The sequence below is a fragment of the Streptomyces sp. NPDC005303 genome, assembly GCF_040607335.1.
GTDB lineage: Bacteria > Actinomycetota > Actinomycetes > Streptomycetales > Streptomycetaceae > Streptomyces.
This window is the reverse complement of record NZ_JBEXGM010000007.1, coordinates 146,701-164,478: the sequence shown is the minus strand read 5'-3', so window position 1 is coordinate 164,478 and position 17,778 is coordinate 146,701. Positions and strand designations below refer to the sequence as shown.

20 protein-coding genes are annotated in these 17,778 nt (G+C 69.8%); 19 read left to right on the top strand and 1 reads right to left on the bottom strand.

The window, feature by feature from the left end; genetic code table 11:
- Positions 1-32: 32 nt before the first annotated feature.
- From lepB (ABZT93_RS13565) to ABZT93_RS13515, 11 genes are all read left to right on the top strand, one after another.
- Positions 33-728 carry a signal peptidase I gene (gene lepB / locus ABZT93_RS13565; protein ID WP_356103306.1) on the top strand — a complete coding sequence of 232 codons (696 nt, stop codon included), beginning with the start codon at positions 33-35 and terminating at the stop codon, positions 726-728.
- Complete coding sequence (lepB, locus tag ABZT93_RS13560) at positions 721-1,815, top strand: signal peptidase I (RefSeq protein WP_356103304.1); 1,095 nt, start codon at positions 721-723, stop codon at positions 1,813-1,815. Before lepB (ABZT93_RS13565) ends, lepB (ABZT93_RS13560) begins: the two co-directional genes overlap by 8 nt.
- Positions 1,703-2,674, top strand: coding sequence for a signal peptidase I (gene lepB / locus ABZT93_RS13555; protein WP_356103301.1), 972 nt, complete (start codon positions 1,703-1,705; stop codon positions 2,672-2,674). The genes lepB (ABZT93_RS13560) and lepB (ABZT93_RS13555) overlap by 113 nt, the downstream gene beginning before the upstream one ends.
- A gap of 128 nt (positions 2,675-2,802) precedes the next feature.
- Positions 2,803-3,576 (top strand): signal peptidase I, encoded by a 774-nt coding sequence (lepB, locus tag ABZT93_RS13550; protein WP_356103298.1) that lies wholly within the window; start codon positions 2,803-2,805, stop codon positions 3,574-3,576.
- Entirely contained in the window at positions 3,566-4,078 is a 513-nt protein-coding gene (locus tag ABZT93_RS13545) for an NUDIX hydrolase (protein WP_356103295.1), read from the top strand. Before lepB (ABZT93_RS13550) ends, ABZT93_RS13545 begins: the two co-directional genes overlap by 11 nt.
- 56 nt (positions 4,079-4,134) lie before the next feature.
- The gene (locus tag ABZT93_RS13540) at positions 4,135-4,443 is read left to right on the top strand and encodes a DUF2469 domain-containing protein (RefSeq protein ID WP_003965949.1); all 309 of its coding nucleotides are present in this window, start codon (positions 4,135-4,137) and stop codon (positions 4,441-4,443) included.
- Positions 4,444-4,544: 101 nt separating this feature from the next.
- A complete protein-coding gene (locus ABZT93_RS13535) occupies positions 4,545-4,907 on the top strand; it encodes a YraN family protein (protein ID WP_356103294.1) in 363 nt (120 codons plus the stop codon).
- A 1-nt stretch (position 4,908) separates the two neighbouring features.
- On the top strand, positions 4,909-6,534 hold the full coding sequence (locus ABZT93_RS13530) for a YifB family Mg chelatase-like AAA ATPase (RefSeq protein WP_356103291.1): 1,626 nt from the start codon (positions 4,909-4,911) through the stop codon (positions 6,532-6,534).
- Positions 6,531-7,688 carry a DNA-processing protein DprA gene (dprA, locus tag ABZT93_RS13525; RefSeq protein ID WP_356103289.1) on the top strand — a complete coding sequence of 386 codons (1,158 nt, stop codon included), beginning with the start codon at positions 6,531-6,533 and terminating at the stop codon, positions 7,686-7,688. The genes ABZT93_RS13530 and dprA overlap by 4 nt, the downstream gene beginning before the upstream one ends.
- Before the next feature lie 243 nt (positions 7,689-7,931).
- Entirely contained in the window at positions 7,932-8,774 is an 843-nt protein-coding gene (whiG, locus tag ABZT93_RS13520) for an RNA polymerase sigma factor WhiG (protein WP_356103286.1), read from the top strand.
- A 105-nt stretch (positions 8,775-8,879) separates the two neighbouring features.
- Positions 8,880-9,437 (top strand): helix-turn-helix domain-containing protein, encoded by a 558-nt coding sequence (locus ABZT93_RS13515; protein WP_356103582.1) that lies wholly within the window; start codon positions 8,880-8,882, stop codon positions 9,435-9,437.
- A 36-nt stretch (positions 9,438-9,473) separates the two neighbouring features.
- Here the strand turns inward: ABZT93_RS13515 and ABZT93_RS13510 are convergent, their stop codons facing one another.
- Complete coding sequence (locus ABZT93_RS13510; RefSeq protein ID WP_356103283.1) at positions 9,474-10,022, bottom strand: M23 family metallopeptidase; 549 nt, start codon at positions 10,020-10,022, stop codon at positions 9,474-9,476.
- Between the two features lie 328 nt (positions 10,023-10,350).
- Between ABZT93_RS13510 and rpsB the strand changes: the two genes are divergently transcribed.
- The 8 genes from rpsB to ABZT93_RS13470 all read left to right on the top strand — a co-directional run bounded on the left by rpsB (position 10,351) and on the right by ABZT93_RS13470 (position 17,226).
- A complete protein-coding gene (rpsB, locus tag ABZT93_RS13505) occupies positions 10,351-11,298 on the top strand; it encodes a 30S ribosomal protein S2 (RefSeq protein ID WP_356103281.1) in 948 nt (315 codons plus the stop codon).
- A 157-nt stretch (positions 11,299-11,455) separates the two neighbouring features.
- A complete protein-coding gene (tsf, locus tag ABZT93_RS13500) occupies positions 11,456-12,292 on the top strand; it encodes a translation elongation factor Ts (RefSeq protein WP_356103279.1) in 837 nt (278 codons plus the stop codon).
- Positions 12,293-12,479: 187 nt separating this feature from the next.
- Complete coding sequence (gene pyrH / locus ABZT93_RS13495) at positions 12,480-13,238, top strand: UMP kinase (RefSeq protein ID WP_356103276.1); 759 nt, start codon at positions 12,480-12,482, stop codon at positions 13,236-13,238.
- A gap of 145 nt (positions 13,239-13,383) precedes the next feature.
- A complete protein-coding gene (gene frr / locus ABZT93_RS13490; RefSeq protein WP_356103273.1) occupies positions 13,384-13,941 on the top strand; it encodes a ribosome recycling factor in 558 nt (185 codons plus the stop codon).
- Positions 13,941-15,185, top strand: coding sequence for a phosphatidate cytidylyltransferase (locus tag ABZT93_RS13485; protein ID WP_356103271.1), 1,245 nt, complete (start codon positions 13,941-13,943; stop codon positions 15,183-15,185). The genes frr and ABZT93_RS13485 overlap by 1 nt, the downstream gene beginning before the upstream one ends.
- Positions 15,186-15,536: 351 nt before the next feature.
- Positions 15,537-15,866 (top strand): type VII secretion target, encoded by a 330-nt coding sequence (locus ABZT93_RS13480; RefSeq protein WP_356103268.1) that lies wholly within the window; start codon positions 15,537-15,539, stop codon positions 15,864-15,866.
- Complete coding sequence (locus tag ABZT93_RS13475; protein WP_356103265.1) at positions 15,863-16,981, top strand: WXG100 family type VII secretion target; 1,119 nt, start codon at positions 15,863-15,865, stop codon at positions 16,979-16,981. The genes ABZT93_RS13480 and ABZT93_RS13475 overlap by 4 nt, the downstream gene beginning before the upstream one ends.
- Positions 16,978-17,226, top strand: a complete 249-nt coding sequence (locus ABZT93_RS13470; protein ID WP_356103262.1) for a hypothetical protein — start codon at positions 16,978-16,980, stop codon at positions 17,224-17,226. Before ABZT93_RS13475 ends, ABZT93_RS13470 begins: the two co-directional genes overlap by 4 nt.
- Positions 17,227-17,778: the final 552 nt, after the last annotated feature.

The window sequence follows — 17,778 nt, the reverse complement described above, 5'->3', positions numbered from 1 at the left end:
GTCACAGCGGGGCCGGATAGCATCTGGCTCCGATGGACACCGAAGCACAGCCGACGGAGCGCGACCGCTCCTCCCGCCCCGCACCAGGGGCCGCGGAGGGCCGGTCGCGTTTCGCGTTGGTGTCGAGAATCACCCAGCAGCTGCCCGGCGGCCGGATCTCCCTGGCCCTGCTGCTCTGCCTGGTCCTTCTTCTGCTGATCAGTACGTTCGTGGTCAGACCTTTCCTGATTCCTAGCGGATCCATGGAAAACGGATTGAGGATCGGGGACCGCGTTCTCGTAAATAGGTTGGCGTACCGTTTCGGTGCCGAGCCGCGGCGGGGAGATGTGGTCGTGTTCGACGGAACCGGGTATTTCGGGGACGGGGACTACATCAAGCGGGTTGTGGGTGTGGGGGGAGACCATGTGGTCTGCTGCGACAAGAAGGGGAGGGTCGAGGTGAACGGCCGGTCGGTCGACGAGTCGGGCTTTCTGTACCCCGGCGACAGCCCCTCCTCGGTGCCCTTCGACGTCGAGGTGCCCGACGGCGACCTGTTCCTCCTCGGCGACCACCGCAGCGTCTCCAGCGACTCCCGGGACCATCTGGGCTCACCGGGCGGCGGCATGATCCCCGTGGAAGTCGTCCTCGGGCGGGCCGACTGGATCATCTGGCCCGCCGGCCACGCCACTCGCCTGTCCCGTTCCGCCGCCTACGCGCGCGTGCCCGCGGCGGAGGGCGCGCATGGGTAACCGCGGAAAACCGCGCGGTGTGTCGGGCACCGCGGCCGACAATCTGCTGCCCACCGGCGTGAGGCGCTCCGCCAGCCCGGCGGGCGGCCGCTCGCGCGCGGAGCGACGCAAGCTCCAGCGCAAGGTCAAGCGGCGCAGAAGGCGCGGGGCGGTCAAGGAGATACCTCTCCTCGTCGGCGTGGCCGTCCTGATAGCCCTGGTCCTGAAGACGTTCCTGGTCCAGGCGTTCGTGATCCCGTCCGGCTCGATGGAGCAGACGATCCGGATCGGCGACCGCGTCCTGGTCGACAAGTTCACCCCGTGGTTCGGCTCGGAGCCGAAGCGCGGGGACGTCGTCGTCTTCAAGGACCCCGGGGGCTGGCTCCAGGACGAGCAGACCACGACGAAGAAGGACGACCCCGTCGTCGTCAAGCAGGTCAAAGAGGGGCTCACCTTCATCGGCCTGCTGCCGTCCGATAACGAGAAGGACCTGATCAAGCGGGTCGTCGGGGTCGGCGGCGACCGCGTGAAGTGCTGTGACACCGAGGGCCGGGTCACCGTCAACGGCGTCCCTCTGAGCGAGACGGACTACCTGTATCCCGGGAACGCCCCGTCCACCCAGCAGTTCGACATCACCGTCCCCGAGGGGCGGCTGTGGGTGATGGGCGACCACCGTGCCAACTCCGCGGACTCCCGCTCGCACCAGGACACCGACTACGGCGGCACCGTGTCCCTGGACTCGGTGGTGGGGCGGGCCAGGGTCATCGCATGGCCTTTCGGCCACGCGACCATGCTGGACGAACCGAAAACTTACTCTTCCGTTGCCGACTCGGCGTCCGGGACGACCGCAGCTTCCCGGGCGTCGCTTAGGGTTGCTCCCGAGGATCCGAACGAAGCGATCCAACTCCCGAGCCCTGCGGAACTCCCGCTCGTTATGGGAGTGGTGGGCCTGCGCCGTACTTGGGGCAGGCGGCGGCACAGAGTGAGGAGTTGGCGTGGGGGATGTGGCGGTTGGCGCACGGTCCGGGCACGACGGCGAGGAGCACCGCGGACGCCCCGTGGAAGCAGCCGACCCGGCCGCGGACAGCGCCGTGACCTCCGGGAGTGACTCCGGGGTGACCGAGGACGGTACGACGACGGATGCTCGGGGAGGAGGGTCCGGCGATTCGGCCCCTGGGGCGAGGAAGCAGCGCTCCTTCTGGAAGGAGCTGCCCATCCTGATCGGCATCGCGCTCGTGCTGGCGCTGCTGATCAAGACGTTCCTGGTGCAGGCCTTCTCGATCCCGTCCGACTCGATGCAGAACACCCTCCAGCAGGGTGACCGGGTGCTGGTCGACAAGCTCACCCCGTGGTTCGGCTCCGAGCCCGAGCGCGGCGAGGTCGTCGTCTTCCACGACCCCGACAACTGGCTGGCGGGCGAGCCGACGGCGAACCCGAACGCCGTACAGACGTTCCTCTCCTGGATCGGCCTGATGCCCTCCGCCGAGGAGAAGGACCTCATCAAGCGCGTCGTCGGCGTGGGCGGTGACACGGTCTCCTGCGAGGGCACCGGCCCGCTGAAGGTCAACGGCAAGGCGCTGAGCGAGTCGTCGTACGTCTACGCGGGCAACACCCCGTGCAGCCAGGACGACCAGGGTGGCCAGTTCACCGTGAAGGTCCCCAAGGGCTACATCTGGGTGATGGGCGACCACCGGCAGAACTCCCGTGACTCGCGCTACAACCAGTCGGACAGGCACCACGGCATGGTCCCGGTCGACGACGTCGTGGGCCGCGCCATCGTGAAGGCCTGGCCGATCAACCGCTGGGGCACGCTGCCCAAGCCGGACACCTTCGACCAGGCCGGCATCAACGACAAGTCGTCGGCCTCCGCGGCTCTGACGGTCGCGCCGCAGGGGATCGCCCTCGTCGGTGCGGTGCCGGTGGCGCTGTGGCGCCGCAGGAAGGCCGCCGTCGAGCGGACCCGCTGAAGCACCGCACGGCCGACTGGGCTGCCACCGGACCGCCACGGGCCTGGTGAAAGCTTTGCGGAGCTTGGGGCTCCGGCCGGGCGGGAGGGGCTGACCCGCTCAGGTACCGCCGGGTAGGGTGCGGGTCCATGGGTGGCGAGAGCACTACACGTACGGCCCCGCACAGCGGGGGCAAAAGCACGGGCCCGGTGGGCAGCCGGACCGGACAGCGACTGTCCGGACTGGCCGTCGCGCTGGGCCTGGTGCTGTTCCTCGGGGGATTCGCCTGGGGAGCGGTGCTGTACCGGCCGTACACCGTGCCCACCGGCTCGATGACGCCCACGATCGACGCCGGCGACCGGGTGCTGGCACAGCGCGTCGACGGCGACGAGATACGCCGGGGCGACGTCGTCGTCTTCACCGACGAGACCTGGGTGTCCAACGCCTCCGTGGTCAAGCGGGTCGTCGCGGTCGGTGGCGACACGGTCTCCTGCTGCACGGACGGGAAACTGACCGTCAACGGCAAGAAGATCGACGAGACCTATCTCAAGGGCGGCGTGGTGGAGGACAAGTCCATCCCGACCGTGAAGGTGCCCAAGGGCCGCCTGTTCCTGCTCGGTGACGAGCGCCAGGGCTCGCTGGACTCCTCCGCGCACCTCACCGACGCCGCCCAGGGCACCGTGGCGCGCTCGGCCGTGACCGCCCGCGTGGACGCCGTCGTCTGGCCCATGAAGGGCATGCTGGAGCGTCCCACCGCCTTCGAGTCGCTCGGCGCGCCGTCCTCCCCGGGCCCACTGCGTACGATCTTCTTCCTGATCGTCGCCGGCGGGGTGCTGGTTCTGGGCGGCGGGGCGTACGGCCCCGTGGCCAAGCTGTTCGGCGGGCGCTCCCGCGTCCGGACGGAGCCCGTCGGTGCCCGCTGAGGCGTCGGACGGGCCCGAGGGCGGGTTGCGCAAGGTGGCCCGGGTGGTACTGCTGGATCCCGAGGACCGCATCCTGCTGCTGCACGGGCACGAACCGGACGATCCGGCAGACGACTGGTGGTTCACGCCCGGCGGTGGACTGGAGGGCGACGAGACCCGTGAAGAGGCCGCCCTGAGGGAACTCGCCGAGGAGACCGGCATCACCGAGGTGGAACTCGGGCCGGTGCTCTGGCGGCGGACATGCTCGTTCCCGTTCGCGGGCCGTCGCTGGGACCAGGACGAGTGGTACTACCTGGCCCGTACGACGGTGACGGCCATCGGGGCCACGGCCCTGACCGAGCTGGAGCGGCGCAGCGTCGCCGGAGCGCGCTGGTGGACGTGTCAGGAACTGAGCCAGGCACATGAGACGGTGTATCCGACCAGACTCGCCGAGCTGCTGCGCAGGCTGCTCGACGAAGGTCCCCCCGCCGGGCCCGTGACCCTCGACACCGAAATCGTCTAGGTGCTGACGGGACTGGCGCACAATGGTGGGATCGCACGGCTGAAGGGGAACATGCCATGAGCGCCGAGGACCTCGAGAAGTACGAGACCGAGATGGAGCTCAAGCTCTACCGGGAGTACCGCGATGTCGTCGGTCTGTTCAAATACGTGATCGAGACCGAGCGGCGCTTCTACCTGACCAACGACTACGAGATGCAGGTGCACTCGGTCCAGGGTGAGGTGTTCTTCGAGGTGTCCATGGCGGATGCGTGGGTGTGGGACATGTACCGGCCTGCTCGCTTCGTGAAACAGGTCCGGGTGTTGACGTTCAAGGACGTGAACATCGAGGAGCTGAACAAGAGCGACCTGGAGCTGCCGGGCGGGTGACCCTTGTGGGTGACCCGGTTTTCCACAACCGCTGAGTAGTCCACCAAGATCAACTCGGTGGGCGGGGTTGCGTGATCGTTGGCGCCGGAGGTGGTGCCGACATGAACGCACGCAGTGCACTCGGCAGGTACGGCGAGAGTCTGGCCGCGCGGCGGCTGACCGAGGCCGGGATGACGGTCCTGCAGCGCAACTGGCGCTGTGGCAGGACGGGCGAGATCGACATCGTGGCGCGGGACGGCGAGGTCCTGGTCGTCTGCGAGGTCAAGACACGGCGGGCGGGTGCCTTCGAGCACCCGATGGCCGCGGTGACCCCCGAGAAGGCGGAGCGCCTGCGGTGCCTCGCCGCCTGCTGGATCCACGCCCACGGAGGGGCACCACCGGGAGGCGTCCGCATCGACCTGGTGGGCGTCGTCCTGCCCCAGCGCGGCGCGCCCGTGGTCGAGCACGCACGGGGGGTGGCCTGAGATGGGTTTCGCTCGTACGTGCTCGGTGGCGCTGGTGGGCGTCGAGGGGGTCGTGGTCGAGGTCCAGGCCGACCTGGAGCCCGGGGTCGCGGCCTTCACACTGGTGGGGCTGCCCGACAAGAGCCTGACGGAGAGCCGGGACCGGGTCCGGGCGGCCGTCGTGAACTCGGGCGGTGAATGGCCTCAGAAGAAGCTCACGGTGGGGCTCAGTCCGGCGTCGGTGCCGAAGGCTGGTTCGGGGTTCGACCTGGCCGTCGCGAGCGCCGTGCTGGGGGCCTCGGAGAGGATCGACCCGCGCGTGCTCGCCGACATCGTGATGATCGGCGAGCTGGGCCTGGACGGGCGGGTGCGTCCGGTCCGGGGCATCCTGCCCGCGGTGCTGGCCGCCGCGGACGCCGGCTACGTACAGGTCGTCGTACCGGAGTGCGCCGCGGCCGAGGCGTCGCTGGTGCCCGGCGTCTCCGTGCTGGGAGTGCGCACTCTGCGGCAGCTGATCGCGGTCCTCGCGGACGAACCGGTGCCCGACGAGGAACCGCACGAGCCGGGCCGCCCCGATCCGCTGCTCGCCGGACTGCGCGTGCCGGGCACGGGGGCCGCCACCGGCATGCACAGCACCGGGGCCGCTCAGCAGGACCACGGACACGACCTGGCCGACGTCGTCGGTCAGACCTCGGCGCGGACGGCCGTGGAGGTCGCGGCGGCCGGGGGCCATCACCTGTTCCTGGAGGGACCGCCCGGCGCCGGCAAGACGATGCTCGCCGAGCGGCTGCCCGCGGTGCTGCCCCGGCTGGCCCGGGAGGAGTCGCTCGAGGTCACGGCGGTGCACTCGGTGGCCGGCCTGCTGCCACCGGGCAAGCCCCTGATCGACGTCGCCCCCTACTGCGCCCCGCACCACTCGGCCACCATGCAGGCCCTCGTCGGCGGCGGACCCGGCATCGCCCGTCCCGGGGCGGTGTCGCTCGCGCATCGAGGCGTCCTCTTTCTGGACGAGACACCCGAGTTCAACACCCGGGCCCTCGACGCGCTGCGACAGCCCCTGGAGGCAGGACACGTCGTGATCGCGCGCAGCGCGGGTGTCGTACGGTTCCCGGCGAAGTTCCTGATGGTGCTCGCGGCCAACCCGTGCCCCTGCGGTCGCTTCTCGCAGACCGACGACTTCTGCGAGTGCGCTCCCTCGGCCGTCCGCCGATACCAGGCCAGGCTCTCCGGCCCGCTGCTCGACCGGGTCGACCTGCGGGTACAGGTCGACCGAGTCACGCGGGACCAGCTCGCAGGCCGCGGTGCCCGGGGCGAGTCGACCGCCGTGGTCGCCGACCGGGTCCGGGCCGCCAGGGAAAAGGCCGCGACGCGCTTCACCGGTACGCCGTGGCGGACCAACAGCGAGGTGCCCGGACGCGAGCTGCGCAGCCGCTGGCACGCCGTGTCCGGGGCGATGGACGAGGCCGAGCGCAATCTGGAGCGGGGCGTCCTGACCGCCCGGGGCCTCGACCGCGTCCTGCGCGTCGCCTGGACCGTCGCGGACCTCGTCGGACACGACCGCCCGGACACGACGGACGTCGCCCTGGCGCTGCAACTGCGCACCGGAGTGCCCCGGGGCGTGCCCATGGCCATCGGGGCGCTGACATGACCGGCGACGGACCCGGTGACGAGCTGTTCGACCGCGTCTTTCTCGCCCGGGTCGCCGAGCCCGGCGACGAGGCCGCGGGGCGCTGGGTCCGTGAGCGGGGGGTGGCGGAGGTGGCCTCGCGGTTGCGCGGATGCGGGGAGCCGTTGCCGGGGGTGAGCGAGAAGCGGTGGAGCGGAATGCGGGCCCGGGCCCGGGTGGCCGAGCCGCGCCGGGATCTCGCCGTCGCGCACGAGGCCGGTGCGCGGTTCGTCGTTCCCGGGAGCACCGAGTGGCCGGGACAGCTCGACGACCTCGGGGACGCGCGGCCGCTCGGACTGTGGGTGCGGGGACGGCCCAGCCTGCGGATGTGGGCGCTCAGGTCCGTCGCCCTCGTCGGGGCCCGTGCCTGTACCGAGTACGGGGCCCATATGGCGGCCGTCCTCGCCACCGGGCTCGCCGAGCTCGGGTGGGTCGTTGTGTCCGGCGGGGCCTACGGGGTCGACGGTGCCGCCCACCGTGGTGCCCTCGGCGCGGGCGGTGCCACCGTCGCCGTCCTGGCCTGCGGGGTCGACAGGCCCTACCCGCGCGGACACACCCAATTGATCACCAGGATCGCGGAACAGGGGCTGGTGATCGGGGAGTTGCCGCCCGGCGATCATCCGACGCCCAGTAGATTCGTGCTGCGCAACAGGGTGATCGCCGCTCTCACCCGGGGCACCGTGGTCGTCGAGGCCGCCCACCGCAGCGGCTCACTGGTCACCGCGCGTGCGGCACAGCGGTTGGGCCGTCACACGATAGGGGTGCCCGGGCCGGCCACCAGCAGCCTGTCCGCGGGGGTGCACGAGCTGCTGCGCGGGGAGGCCACGCTGGTCACGGACGCCGCGGAAGTCGTGGAGCTGGTCGGTGACATGGGAGAACTGCCCCCCGACCGGCGCGGACCCGTGCTGCCGCGCGATCTGCTGGACCCGGAGGCACGGCGGGTTCTGTCCGCGCTGCCCGGGCGGCGGGAGGCCGGCGTGGACGAGATCGCGCGCGGTGCGCAGACCACCCGGGACGACGCCGTCGCGAGACTGTACGAACTCCGTGCACTTGGTTACGTCGAACGACACGGCGATGGCTGGAAGTTGACACGCCAGGCGATGATCTCCGTCCGGCGCGGCCGCGGCCCGTGTTGACCGAGCGTGTTCGGCCGTCCGGGGGAACCCCGAAGCCCTTGGGAATTCCCGCAGTTGGGGAGTTCGGTTGATCACACAGGGCGACGACCGGGCCCTGCGGGAGCGGCCTGCGGAACGTGTTCGGGCATCGCCCGAGGCGCAGTGTTTGCGCACTGCGACTCTTCAGTCACGCTACGCTCACGTGAATTCCGACGCACTCCCCGTACATCGCGTACTTCACAGCAGAACGGCACAAGGCGACGCATGCCCCAGCACACTTCCGGGTCCGACCGGGCGGCCATCCCCCCAGCCGCCCGTGACGGCGGCAGCGTGCGGCCGCCGGCTCCCTCGACGCTCGACGAGCTGTGGCGGTCGTACAAGACGACGGGAGACGAGCGGCTGCGAGAGCAGCTGATCCTGCACTACTCCCCGCTCGTGAAATACGTCGCCGGGCGGGTGAGCGTCGGCCTGCCGCCCAATGTCGAGCAGGCGGACTTCGTCTCCTCGGGGGTCTTCGGGCTCATCGACGCGATCGAGAAGTTCGACATCGACCGGGAGATCAAGTTCGAGACGTACGCGATCACCCGGATCCGGGGCGCGATGATCGACGAACTGCGGGCGCTGGACTGGATCCCGCGCTCCGTGCGGCAGAAGGCGCGCAATGTCGAGCGGGCGTACGCGACGCTGGAGGCGCGGCTGAGACGGACGCCGACGGAGGGGGAGGTCGCCGGCGAGCTGGGGATCGCGGTGGACGATCTCCATGCGGTCTTCAGCCAGTTGTCGCTGGCCAACGTGGTGGCGCTGGAGGAATTGCTGCACGTCGGCGGCGAGGGCGGCAACCGGCTGAGCCTCATGGACACGCTGGAGGACACCGCCGCGGACAACCCCGTGGAGGTCGCCGAGGACCGGGAGCTCAGACGGTTCCTCGCTCGGGCCATCAACACACTGCCCGAGCGGGAGAAGACCGTCGTGACCCTGTACTACTACGAGGGGCTCACGCTCGCCGAGATCGGGAACGTACTGGGAGTGACCGAGAGCCGGGTCAGCCAGATCCACACCAAATCCGTGCTGCAGCTGCGGGCGAAGCTGGCCGGTTTCGGTCGCTGACCTGGCCGGACGGCCTGCCGGTCACGGCTGGTCGAGCGGAGTGGCTCCCACCCGCAGTGGCGCGTCCGTACAGTGGTTGACGTGCCAAGGATTCGAGCGGCCTCCGTGGCCGAGCACCGGTCGATGCAGCGAGCCGCCCTGCTGGACGCGGCTCGCTCTTTGCTGTCCGAGGGCGGGACCGAGGCGCTGACCTTCCCGGCCCTCGCCGAGCGGACGGGCCTCGCGCGGTCGTCGGTGTACGAGTACTTCCGGTCGAGGGCCGCCGTGGTCGAGGAGCTGTGCGAGGTCGACTTCCCGGTGTGGGCCGCGGAGGTCTCGGCGGCGATGGCCTCGGCGCAGGGCGCGGAGGCCAAGGTCGAGGCGTATGTGCGGCGGCAGCTGACCCTGGTGGGGGACCGGCGGCACCGTGCCGTCGTCGCCATCTCCGCGAGTGAGCTGGACGCCGGGGCCCGGGAGAAGATCCGGGCGGCGCACGGCGGACTGGTCGCGATGATCGTCGAGGCGCTCAGGGAGATGGGGCACGAGCAGCCCCGGCTGGCGGCGATGCTGGTGCAGGGGGTCGTGGACGCGGCTGTGCGCAGGATCGAGCTGGGGGCGGCGGAGGAGCCTTCGGCGATCACCGAGGCAGCGGTTTCCATGGCACTGCGGGGTGTGCGGGGCTGAGGCTCTGGCTCGCCCCTGTGTGCGGGACGCTCGGGGTCAGGGCAGGGGGACACCAAGGACGGGGAGCAGTCTCGACGGCCCCCTGTGCAGCAGCCACGGGGGGAGCAGGGAGAGCGGGTCGAGGTAGGTCTCACCTCTGCGCAGACCCCAGTGCACGCACGTGGTCGTGCAGTGGGAGCCGGTCGGCTCCACCGTCCCCACCGCCTCGCCCGCCGCCACCTCGTCGCCTTTCTCCACCGACGCCGTCACCGGCTCGTAGGTCGTTCGAAGGTCTGTGCCCGTCAGCTCCACCGAGACGACCCCCTTGCCCGCCACCCGGCCCGCGAAGGACACCCGGCCCGCCGCCACCGCCCGTACCGGGGTGCCGGCGGGTGCTGCCAGGTCCACGCCCCGGTGGCCGCGGCCGTACACCGTCGCCGGGGGTTCCCAGCCGCGCAGGACCATCGGGCGGCTGCCCACGGGCCAGGCGCGGCCGATCGCCGGTACCGAGACGTCCGTGGTCGCGGCCGTCGGCGTGAGGGGGGCCTGCCTCGGCGGGGGCGCCGGCGCCGTCAGGAACAGCAGAAACCCCAGCACCAGCCACATACCGCGTCGTCCGGGGCGTCCGCGTCGTCCGGGGCATCCGCATCGCTTCGCTCGCATGCGGAAACCGTCCCGCACCTGCCCCGGTCGTGGCCGGGACCTGTGGACTACTCCCGGGTTGTGGACAGCGGCGTCACCCGGTGCTCCGCCGGTCCCGTACACTTCTTCTGGCGATCCGGGTCACCGGGTCGACTTCGCACGCCCCGACATCAGGCCGTCACGCGGTCGGTGTCAGCGCCTCTCGGTCCTCTGTGGCAGGCGCGTCGCGGGCGTCAGGCGCGAGTGCCCTCCGGTACCCGCGGTACAACCGAGAACACCAAGGAGAACGGCCATGGCCGTCGTCACGATGCGGGAGCTGCTGGAAAGCGGCGTCCACTTCGGTCACCAGACCCGTCGTTGGAACCCGAAGATGAAGCGCTTCATCTTCACGGAGCGCAACGGCATCTACATCATCGACCTGCTCCAGTCGCTGTCGTACATCGACCGCGCCTACGAGTTCGTCAAGGAGACCGTTGCCCACGGCGGCACGGTCATGTTCGTCGGCACGAAGAAGCAGGCGCAGGAGGCCATCGCCGAGCAGGCCACCCGCGTCGGCATGCCCTACGTCAACCAGCGCTGGCTGGGCGGCATGCTCACCAACTTCTCGACCGTCTACAAGCGTCTGCAGCGCCTCAAGGAGCTCGAGCAGATCGACTTCGAGGACGTCGCCGCGTCCGGTCTGACCAAGAAGGAGCTTCTCGTGCTCTCGCGCGAGAAGGCCAAGCTGGAGAAGACCCTCGGCGGTATCCGCGAGATGTCCAAGGTGCCCAGCGCCGTCTGGATCGTGGACACCAAGAAGGAGCACATCGCGGTCGGCGAGGCCCGGAAGCTCAACATCCCGGTCGTCGCCATCCTCGACACCAACTGCGACCCCGACGAGGTCGACTACAAGATCCCCGGCAACGACGACGCGATCCGCTCCGTCACGCTGCTCACCCGCGTGATCGCCGACGCCGTCGCCGAGGGCCTCATCTCCCGCTCGCGCGTCGCCACCGGTGACAAGGGTGAGAAGGCCGCGGGCGAGCCGCTCGCCGAGTGGGAGCGCGACCTGCTCGAGGGTGGCGAGAAGAAGGCCGAGGAGGCTCCCGCCGAGGCCGCTCCGGCCGCGGACGCCGCTGAGGCTCCTGCTGCCGAGGCCCCGGCCGCCGAGGCCGCCGAGGCTGAGGCTCCCGCCGCCGAGGCTCCCGCCGCCGAGGCTCCGGCCGAGGCCGCTCCGGCCGCGGACGCCGAGCAGGCCTGATCCGTCAGCGTCAGGGGTGACGGCGGGAGCGGTGCATCAACTCCGCTCCCGCCGTTCACCCGTAGGTCAGCGGAGAGTCGGCGGCCCCCGGCTACATGGGGGCCGTAGACCCCGTAGATCTTCGATCTTCCAGACTTCGAGAAAGATTCACAGACTCATGGCGAACTACACCGCCGCCGACGTCAAGAAGCTCCGTGAGCTCACGGGCGCCGGCATGATGGACTGCAAGAAGGCGCTGGACGAGGCCGCGGGCGACGTCGACAAGGCCGTCGAGGCGCTCCGGATCAAGGGCCAGAAGGGCGTCGCCAAGCGCGAGGGCCGCTCCGCCGAGAACGGCGCCGTGGTCTCGATCATCGCCGACGACAACTCCTCCGGTGTCCTGGTCGAGCTGAAGTGCGAGACGGACTTCGTCGCCAAGGGCGAGAAGTTCCAGGCCGTCGCCGACAAGATCGCGCAGCACGTCGCCGCGACCTCCCCCGCCGACTTGGAGGCCCTGCTCTCCTCCGAGATCGAGGCCGGCAAGACCGTCCAGGCGTTCGTGGACGAGGCCAACGCCAACCTCGGTGAGAAGATCGTCCTGGACCGCTTCGCGCAGTTCGCCGACGGTTACGTGTCCGCGTACATGCACCGCACGATGCCCGACCTGCCCCCGCAGATCGGTGTCCTCGTCGAGCTGGACAAGCCGGACGCGGAGACCGCTCGCGGTGTCGCCCAGCACATCGCCGCCTTCGCGCCGAAGTACCTCTCCAAGGAGGACGTGCCGGCCGAGGTCGTCGAGTCCGAGCGCCGTATCGCCGAGGAGACCACCCGCGCCGAGGGCAAGCCCGAGGCCGCGATCGCCAAGATCGTCGAGGGTCGCGTCAACGGCTTCTTCAAGGACGCCACGCTGCTCGGTCAGCCGTACGCGCTCGACCCGAAGAAGTCGGTCCAGAAGGTCCTGGACGAGGCCGGTGTCACCCTGAAGCGCTTCACGCGCATCAAGGTCGGCATCTGAGTCCGTACCGCGAGCGACGTGCGGGCCCTATAGGGTCGTCAGCAGTCGTCCGGTACGCCGCCACGCACGCGCGTGGCGGACGACAGCAGATCTGACGAGGAGGCCATTGCCGAGCATGGGATGCGAACCAGTTCCCAGCGGCAGTGGCCTTCTTCGTATGTGCAACAGGTGAAAGAGGCGGGATCCCATGACCACCAAGGCCCAGAAGAGCGACGACGGCAAAGTACGCGGCCGGTTTCTGCTGAAGCTGTCCGGAGAGGCGTTCGCCGGTGGCGGGGGCCTTGGTGTGGACCCCGACGTGGTGCACAAGATCGCTCGTGAGATCGCCGCCGTCGTCCGGGACGGCGCCGAGATCGCTGTCGTCATCGGCGGCGGCAACTTCTTCCGCGGTGCCGAACTCCAGCAGCGCGGCATGGACCGCGCCCGCTCGGACTACATGGGCATGCTCGGCACCGTGATGAACTGCCTCGCGCTCCAGGACTTCCTGGAGAAGGAGGGCATCGACAGCCGGGTGCAGACCGCCATCACCATGGGCCAGGTCGCCGAGCCGTACATCCCGCTGCGTGCCGTGCGCCATCTGGAGAAGGGCCGCGTGGTCATCTTCGGCGCCGGTATGGGCATGCCGTACTTCTCCACCGACACCACCGCCGCCCAGCGCGCCCTGGAGATCGACGCCGAGGCGCTGCTGATGGGCAAGAACGGCGTGGACGGGGTCTACGACTCCGACCCGAAGACCAACCCCGACGCGGTCAAGTTCGACGCCCTCGGATACGGCGAGGTCATCACCCGCGACCTGAAGGTCGCCGACGCCACGGCCGTCACCCTGTGCCGCGACAACAAGCTTCCCATCGTGGTCTTCGAGCTCCTGACGGAGGGAAATATCGCGCGAGCCGTCAAGGGTGAGAAGATCGGCACGCTGGTGGGTGACCAGGGCAGCCGGGACTGATCAGGGACACACCCGGTCCCTGACCGGGGGATGGACAATGTCCTGCCGGTCGGGAACCGTGCAGGAAGAAGACGCGACGCAGCCGGCCGCCGCCCACGCACATGGAACAGCAGCCGGGCCTACTCAAGACACGCAGGAGCAAGTGGTGATCGAAGAGACCCTCCTCGAGGCCGAGGAGAAGATGGAGAAGGCCGTCGTGGTCGCCAAGGAGGACTTCGCCGCGATCCGCACCGGGCGTGCGCACCCGGCGATGTTCAACAAGATCGTGGCCGACTACTACGGTGCGCCGACGCCGATCAACCAGCTGGCTTCGTTCTCCGTGCCGGAGCCGCGCATGGCCGTGGTGACCCCGTTCGACAAGAGCGCCCTGCGCAACATCGAACAGGCGATCCGCGACTCCGACCTGGGCGTCAACCCGAGCAACGACGGCAACATCATCCGAGTGGTGTTCCCCGAGCTCACCGAGGAGCGCCGCCGCGACTACATCAAGGTGGCCAGGGCCAAGGCCGAGGACTCGCGCGTGTCCATCCGCTCGGTCCGTCGCAAGGCCAAGGACGCGATCGACAAGCTCGTCAAGGACGGCGAGGTCGGCGAGGACGAGGGCCGCCGTGCGGAGAAGGAGCTCGACGACGCGACGCACAAGTACGTCGCTCAGGTGGACGAGCTCCTCAAGCACAAGGAAGCGGAGCTTCTCGAGGTCTGATGAACGACTCTTCCTGGGCGACGCCGCCACACACCGGGTACTGGGGGCCGTCCGACCAGGGGCCTGTCCAGGGGGCTGCCCCGGCGGGTCCCGCGTACGATGCGCATGACGCGCAGCACACTCGCCCCATGCCCATCGTGCCCGACGGACCCGCTGTACCTCGATACGGCGACGACCAGGATGACGACCGGGGGACCGCTCGGCTGAGCGGTCCCCCGTTCCGGGACGAGACGTTCCGCAACGAGATGTCCCATGACGGGACGTTCCGTGACGGGACGACTCATGGCGGGACGACCCATGACGGTGCGTTCCCCGACGGGACGTCCCGTGAAGAGACCGCATCGGCGCAGCCCTACGCGGCGGCGCCGCAGAAGCAGAATCCGGAGCCCATGCCCGATGCCTCGCAGCCGGCACCCGCGCCGCAGAAGAAGAGCGCGGGGCGGGACCTGGGCGCGGCCATAGGGGTCGGGGTCGGACTCGGCGCGGTGATCATCGCGTCGCTCTTCTTCGTCAAGGCCGCGTTCGTCGGCGTGATAGCGGTCGCCGTGGTGGTCGGGCTGTGGGAGCTGACGCAGCGGCTGGAGGAGCGCAAGGGCATCAAGGCGCCGCTCGTGCCGCTGGCGCTCGGCGGGGCCGCGATGGTCGTCGCCGGGTACGTCCGCGGCGCCGAGGGGGCCTGGGTCGCCATGGCGCTCACGGCACTCGCGGTCCTCGTCTGGCGGATGACGGAACCGCCGGAGGGCTATCTCAAGGACGTCACGGCGGGTGTCTTCGCGGCGTTCTACGTCCCGTTCCTGGCCACGTTCGTCGCCATGATGCTGACGGCCGAGGACGGGGCGGCTCGCGTCCTGACCTTCTTGCTCCTGACCGTCGTCAGCGACACCGGCGCCTACGCGGTCGGCTGGCGCTTCGGCTCCCACAAGCTCGCGCCGCGCATCAGCCCCGGCAAGACCCGGGAGGGCCTGGTCGGGGCGGTGGCGTTCGCGATGGCGGCGGGCGCGCTGTGCATGGAGTTCCTGATCGACGACGGCACCTGGTGGCAGGGTCTGCTCCTCGGGCTCGCGGTCGCGGCCAGCGCGACGCTGGGTGACCTCGGCGAGTCGATGATCAAGCGGGACCTCGGCATCAAGGACATGGGCACGCTCCTGCCGGGCCACGGCGGCATCATGGACCGCCTCGACTCACTGTTGCCGACGGCGCCGGTGGTGTGGCTGCTGCTGGTGCTGTTCGTGGGCTCGGGCTGACCCCACGTCCTTCGCGTACGACCTTTCCCGTACGGCTGCACGGCCCCGTTCTGTTCAGGACGGGGGCCGCGTTGTGCGGGTCCCGGCATCGCACGAAGACCCACGTCAGCCATGTCGTCGTCGTGGTCGTAGAGCTCTGTCGGGGCAGCAGGGCTCCGTCGTGGTCGCAGGGCTCTTCTGACGGCCGCTGACCCTGTCGGCCCTTTGCATTTCGCCAAGGCGGGCATGGCGCAGGCCAGGGAGGCGCAAATTGTGTGTCAGGCCTTGCTTCGCAGACGTAAAAAGAGCCGTTTCCGCGGGATCTCGTCCGGGATGCTGACCGTCGCGTCGGTTTTCGAACGGGGGAGCGGGATGAGCGAGCAGTTCGGGGTGGACCCCGACACGTTGACGGATCTGGCGGGCAGGTTCGACCGGGAGGCGTCGGGGCTTGCCAGGCCCATCGGGACGTTCTCGGGAAGCGCGGCGGAGATCGGGCAGGCGTTCGGGCTGCTGGGGATCTGTGACGGGGCGACCGAGAAGTACCGGCAGCTGCTGGAGAACACCGTCAAGGCGCTCGGTCATCTTCCGGACGTGCTCAGGAGCGACGGCGACCGGCTGCGCTTGAACGCCACCCACTACACGGACTCGGACCGGACGGCCCTCGGCTATCTGCACTCCGCGGCCTCGGGCGGCCGCCCGTGAGCGTCAACGACTGGATCGACGGCAAGGTCCTGGAAATCCTCCAGGCGGCCGGAGTGGAGCTCCCCGGCGGCGACGGCGACACGCTTCGGGCCATCGCCCGTTCCTGGGAGGCCATGGGCACCGAACTGACGGATGTCGTGCGAGCCGTGGACTCCGCGATCGCCGGGGTCGACCAGCAGGGCTGGCACGGAGCCGCCCGGCAGGCCTTCGAGAAACACTGGGGCGAGCAGAAGAAGGTCGTCCAGGACATCGCCGCCAACTTCCATCACGTCGCCGACGGCCTGCGGTCCTACGCGGACGAGATCGACGGGATCAACAAGGAGATCATCGACATCTGCGTCGAGATCGCCGAGATGGAGATCGCCGGGGTCGCGCTGTCGTTCTTCACCGGCTTCGTCTCCGACCTCGTCGCCAATACGGCGGTGGCGGAGCGGGTGGCCAAGATCGTGGACCTGGTGCGGTTGTTCACGTCGGCGGCGGAGAAAGTGGGCGGTCTGCTGGAGCGACTGGGCGCGAGCGGTGCCGAACAGACGGCGAAGCTGGTGGAGTGGCTCGCCGCGTTCGGGCGCTTCAGCGCGAAGGCCACCGAGACCTTCGTCACCAACTTCGTCGCCGACTCGGGAAGCCTGATGCTGAACCAGGCCGCCCACGGGCAGCCGGTGACCGTCGGGGACGACTTCAGGAACGGCGGCTGGGCCGCGGCGGGCACTTCGGGGTTCGTCGCGGGTGCCGGGGCGTTGGGTGCCCGCTTCGCCGGGACCGCCGGTGACCTCCTGAAGGGGGAGGGCCTGGTCGGAACCACGGTCAACGGCGCGGCCGGCAATGTGGCGGGAGGCTTCACCGCCGACGCCATGAGCGGCCAGGACGCATCCACCATGGGCCAGGACGCCCTGACGAACATGGCCACGGGTGCCTTCGGAAATGCCCAGAACCACGGGGTCGACCATGCCCTGGAGCAGCACGGCAGCCTCGGCGGGGAGCACCTCAGCGACCGGGGGAAGCTCGCGGACGGAGCCTTCCGGAACACTGTGGGCACCACGCTCAACACCGGTGTGTATGCGGCTGGGACCGGCATCGAGGCCGACATCCAGGACCTGACGAAGGACGACAAGTGAGCGACCCCGCCGCCGTGCCCCTCGCAGCCGTGTTCACGCCCAACCCGGATCACCCCGTCACCTGGACCGGCATGTTCGGCCTTCTCATTCTGATCGTCGGTGTCGGCATCGTGGTCCTCGGCGTCACCTTGAGTGTCGTGCTGGTGCGGGGGATCCAGGACAGGAAATGGGGTGGGTACGTGATCGGCCCGGTCATCACCATGATCGGCCTCGCGGTCTCGTACGGCGGTGTCCAGCTCCTCTGATCGGGGCCCAGTTGATCTGCGGTGCCGCTGGGCATCAGGTGTGCGGAGGCGTAGGGCTTCCCGGGTTCCGGCGTCGGGACCGGCCCCGGCGAGAGCGCGCCTCCACTCGTGGACGTTGAGGTTGCTCCGCCCGACGATCCCGCCGACCTCGGCGATGCCCATCCGAAGATGTGATCACCGAAGCCAGGGAGCCTTTGTTCGACCAGGCCGAAGAAGTGCTTGCAGATCGAGGCTCGATTCCCTGAGAGGAGCGAGTCATTGCACGTCCGTCCCCCTATCCGCCCGAGCTTCGTGAGCGCGCGGTGCGCATGGTCGCGGAGATCAAGCGGCTGAGGGCCGAGAACGCCGAGCTGCGGCGGGCGAACGATTTGTGAGCAGAGAGTGCGAGATGCAACGGCAGTTACGCAGGCGCACGAGCATTCGTCGCCGCCGCGACCCTGATTCTTCCGGTCGCCCTTTCAGGCGGGCCGGCCGCCCGCAGCATCGCAAACGACGAGGTTCTTCCAGGAATGCGCCGAAATCGCAGTCGACGGGCGCATCGGAGCGCAGACG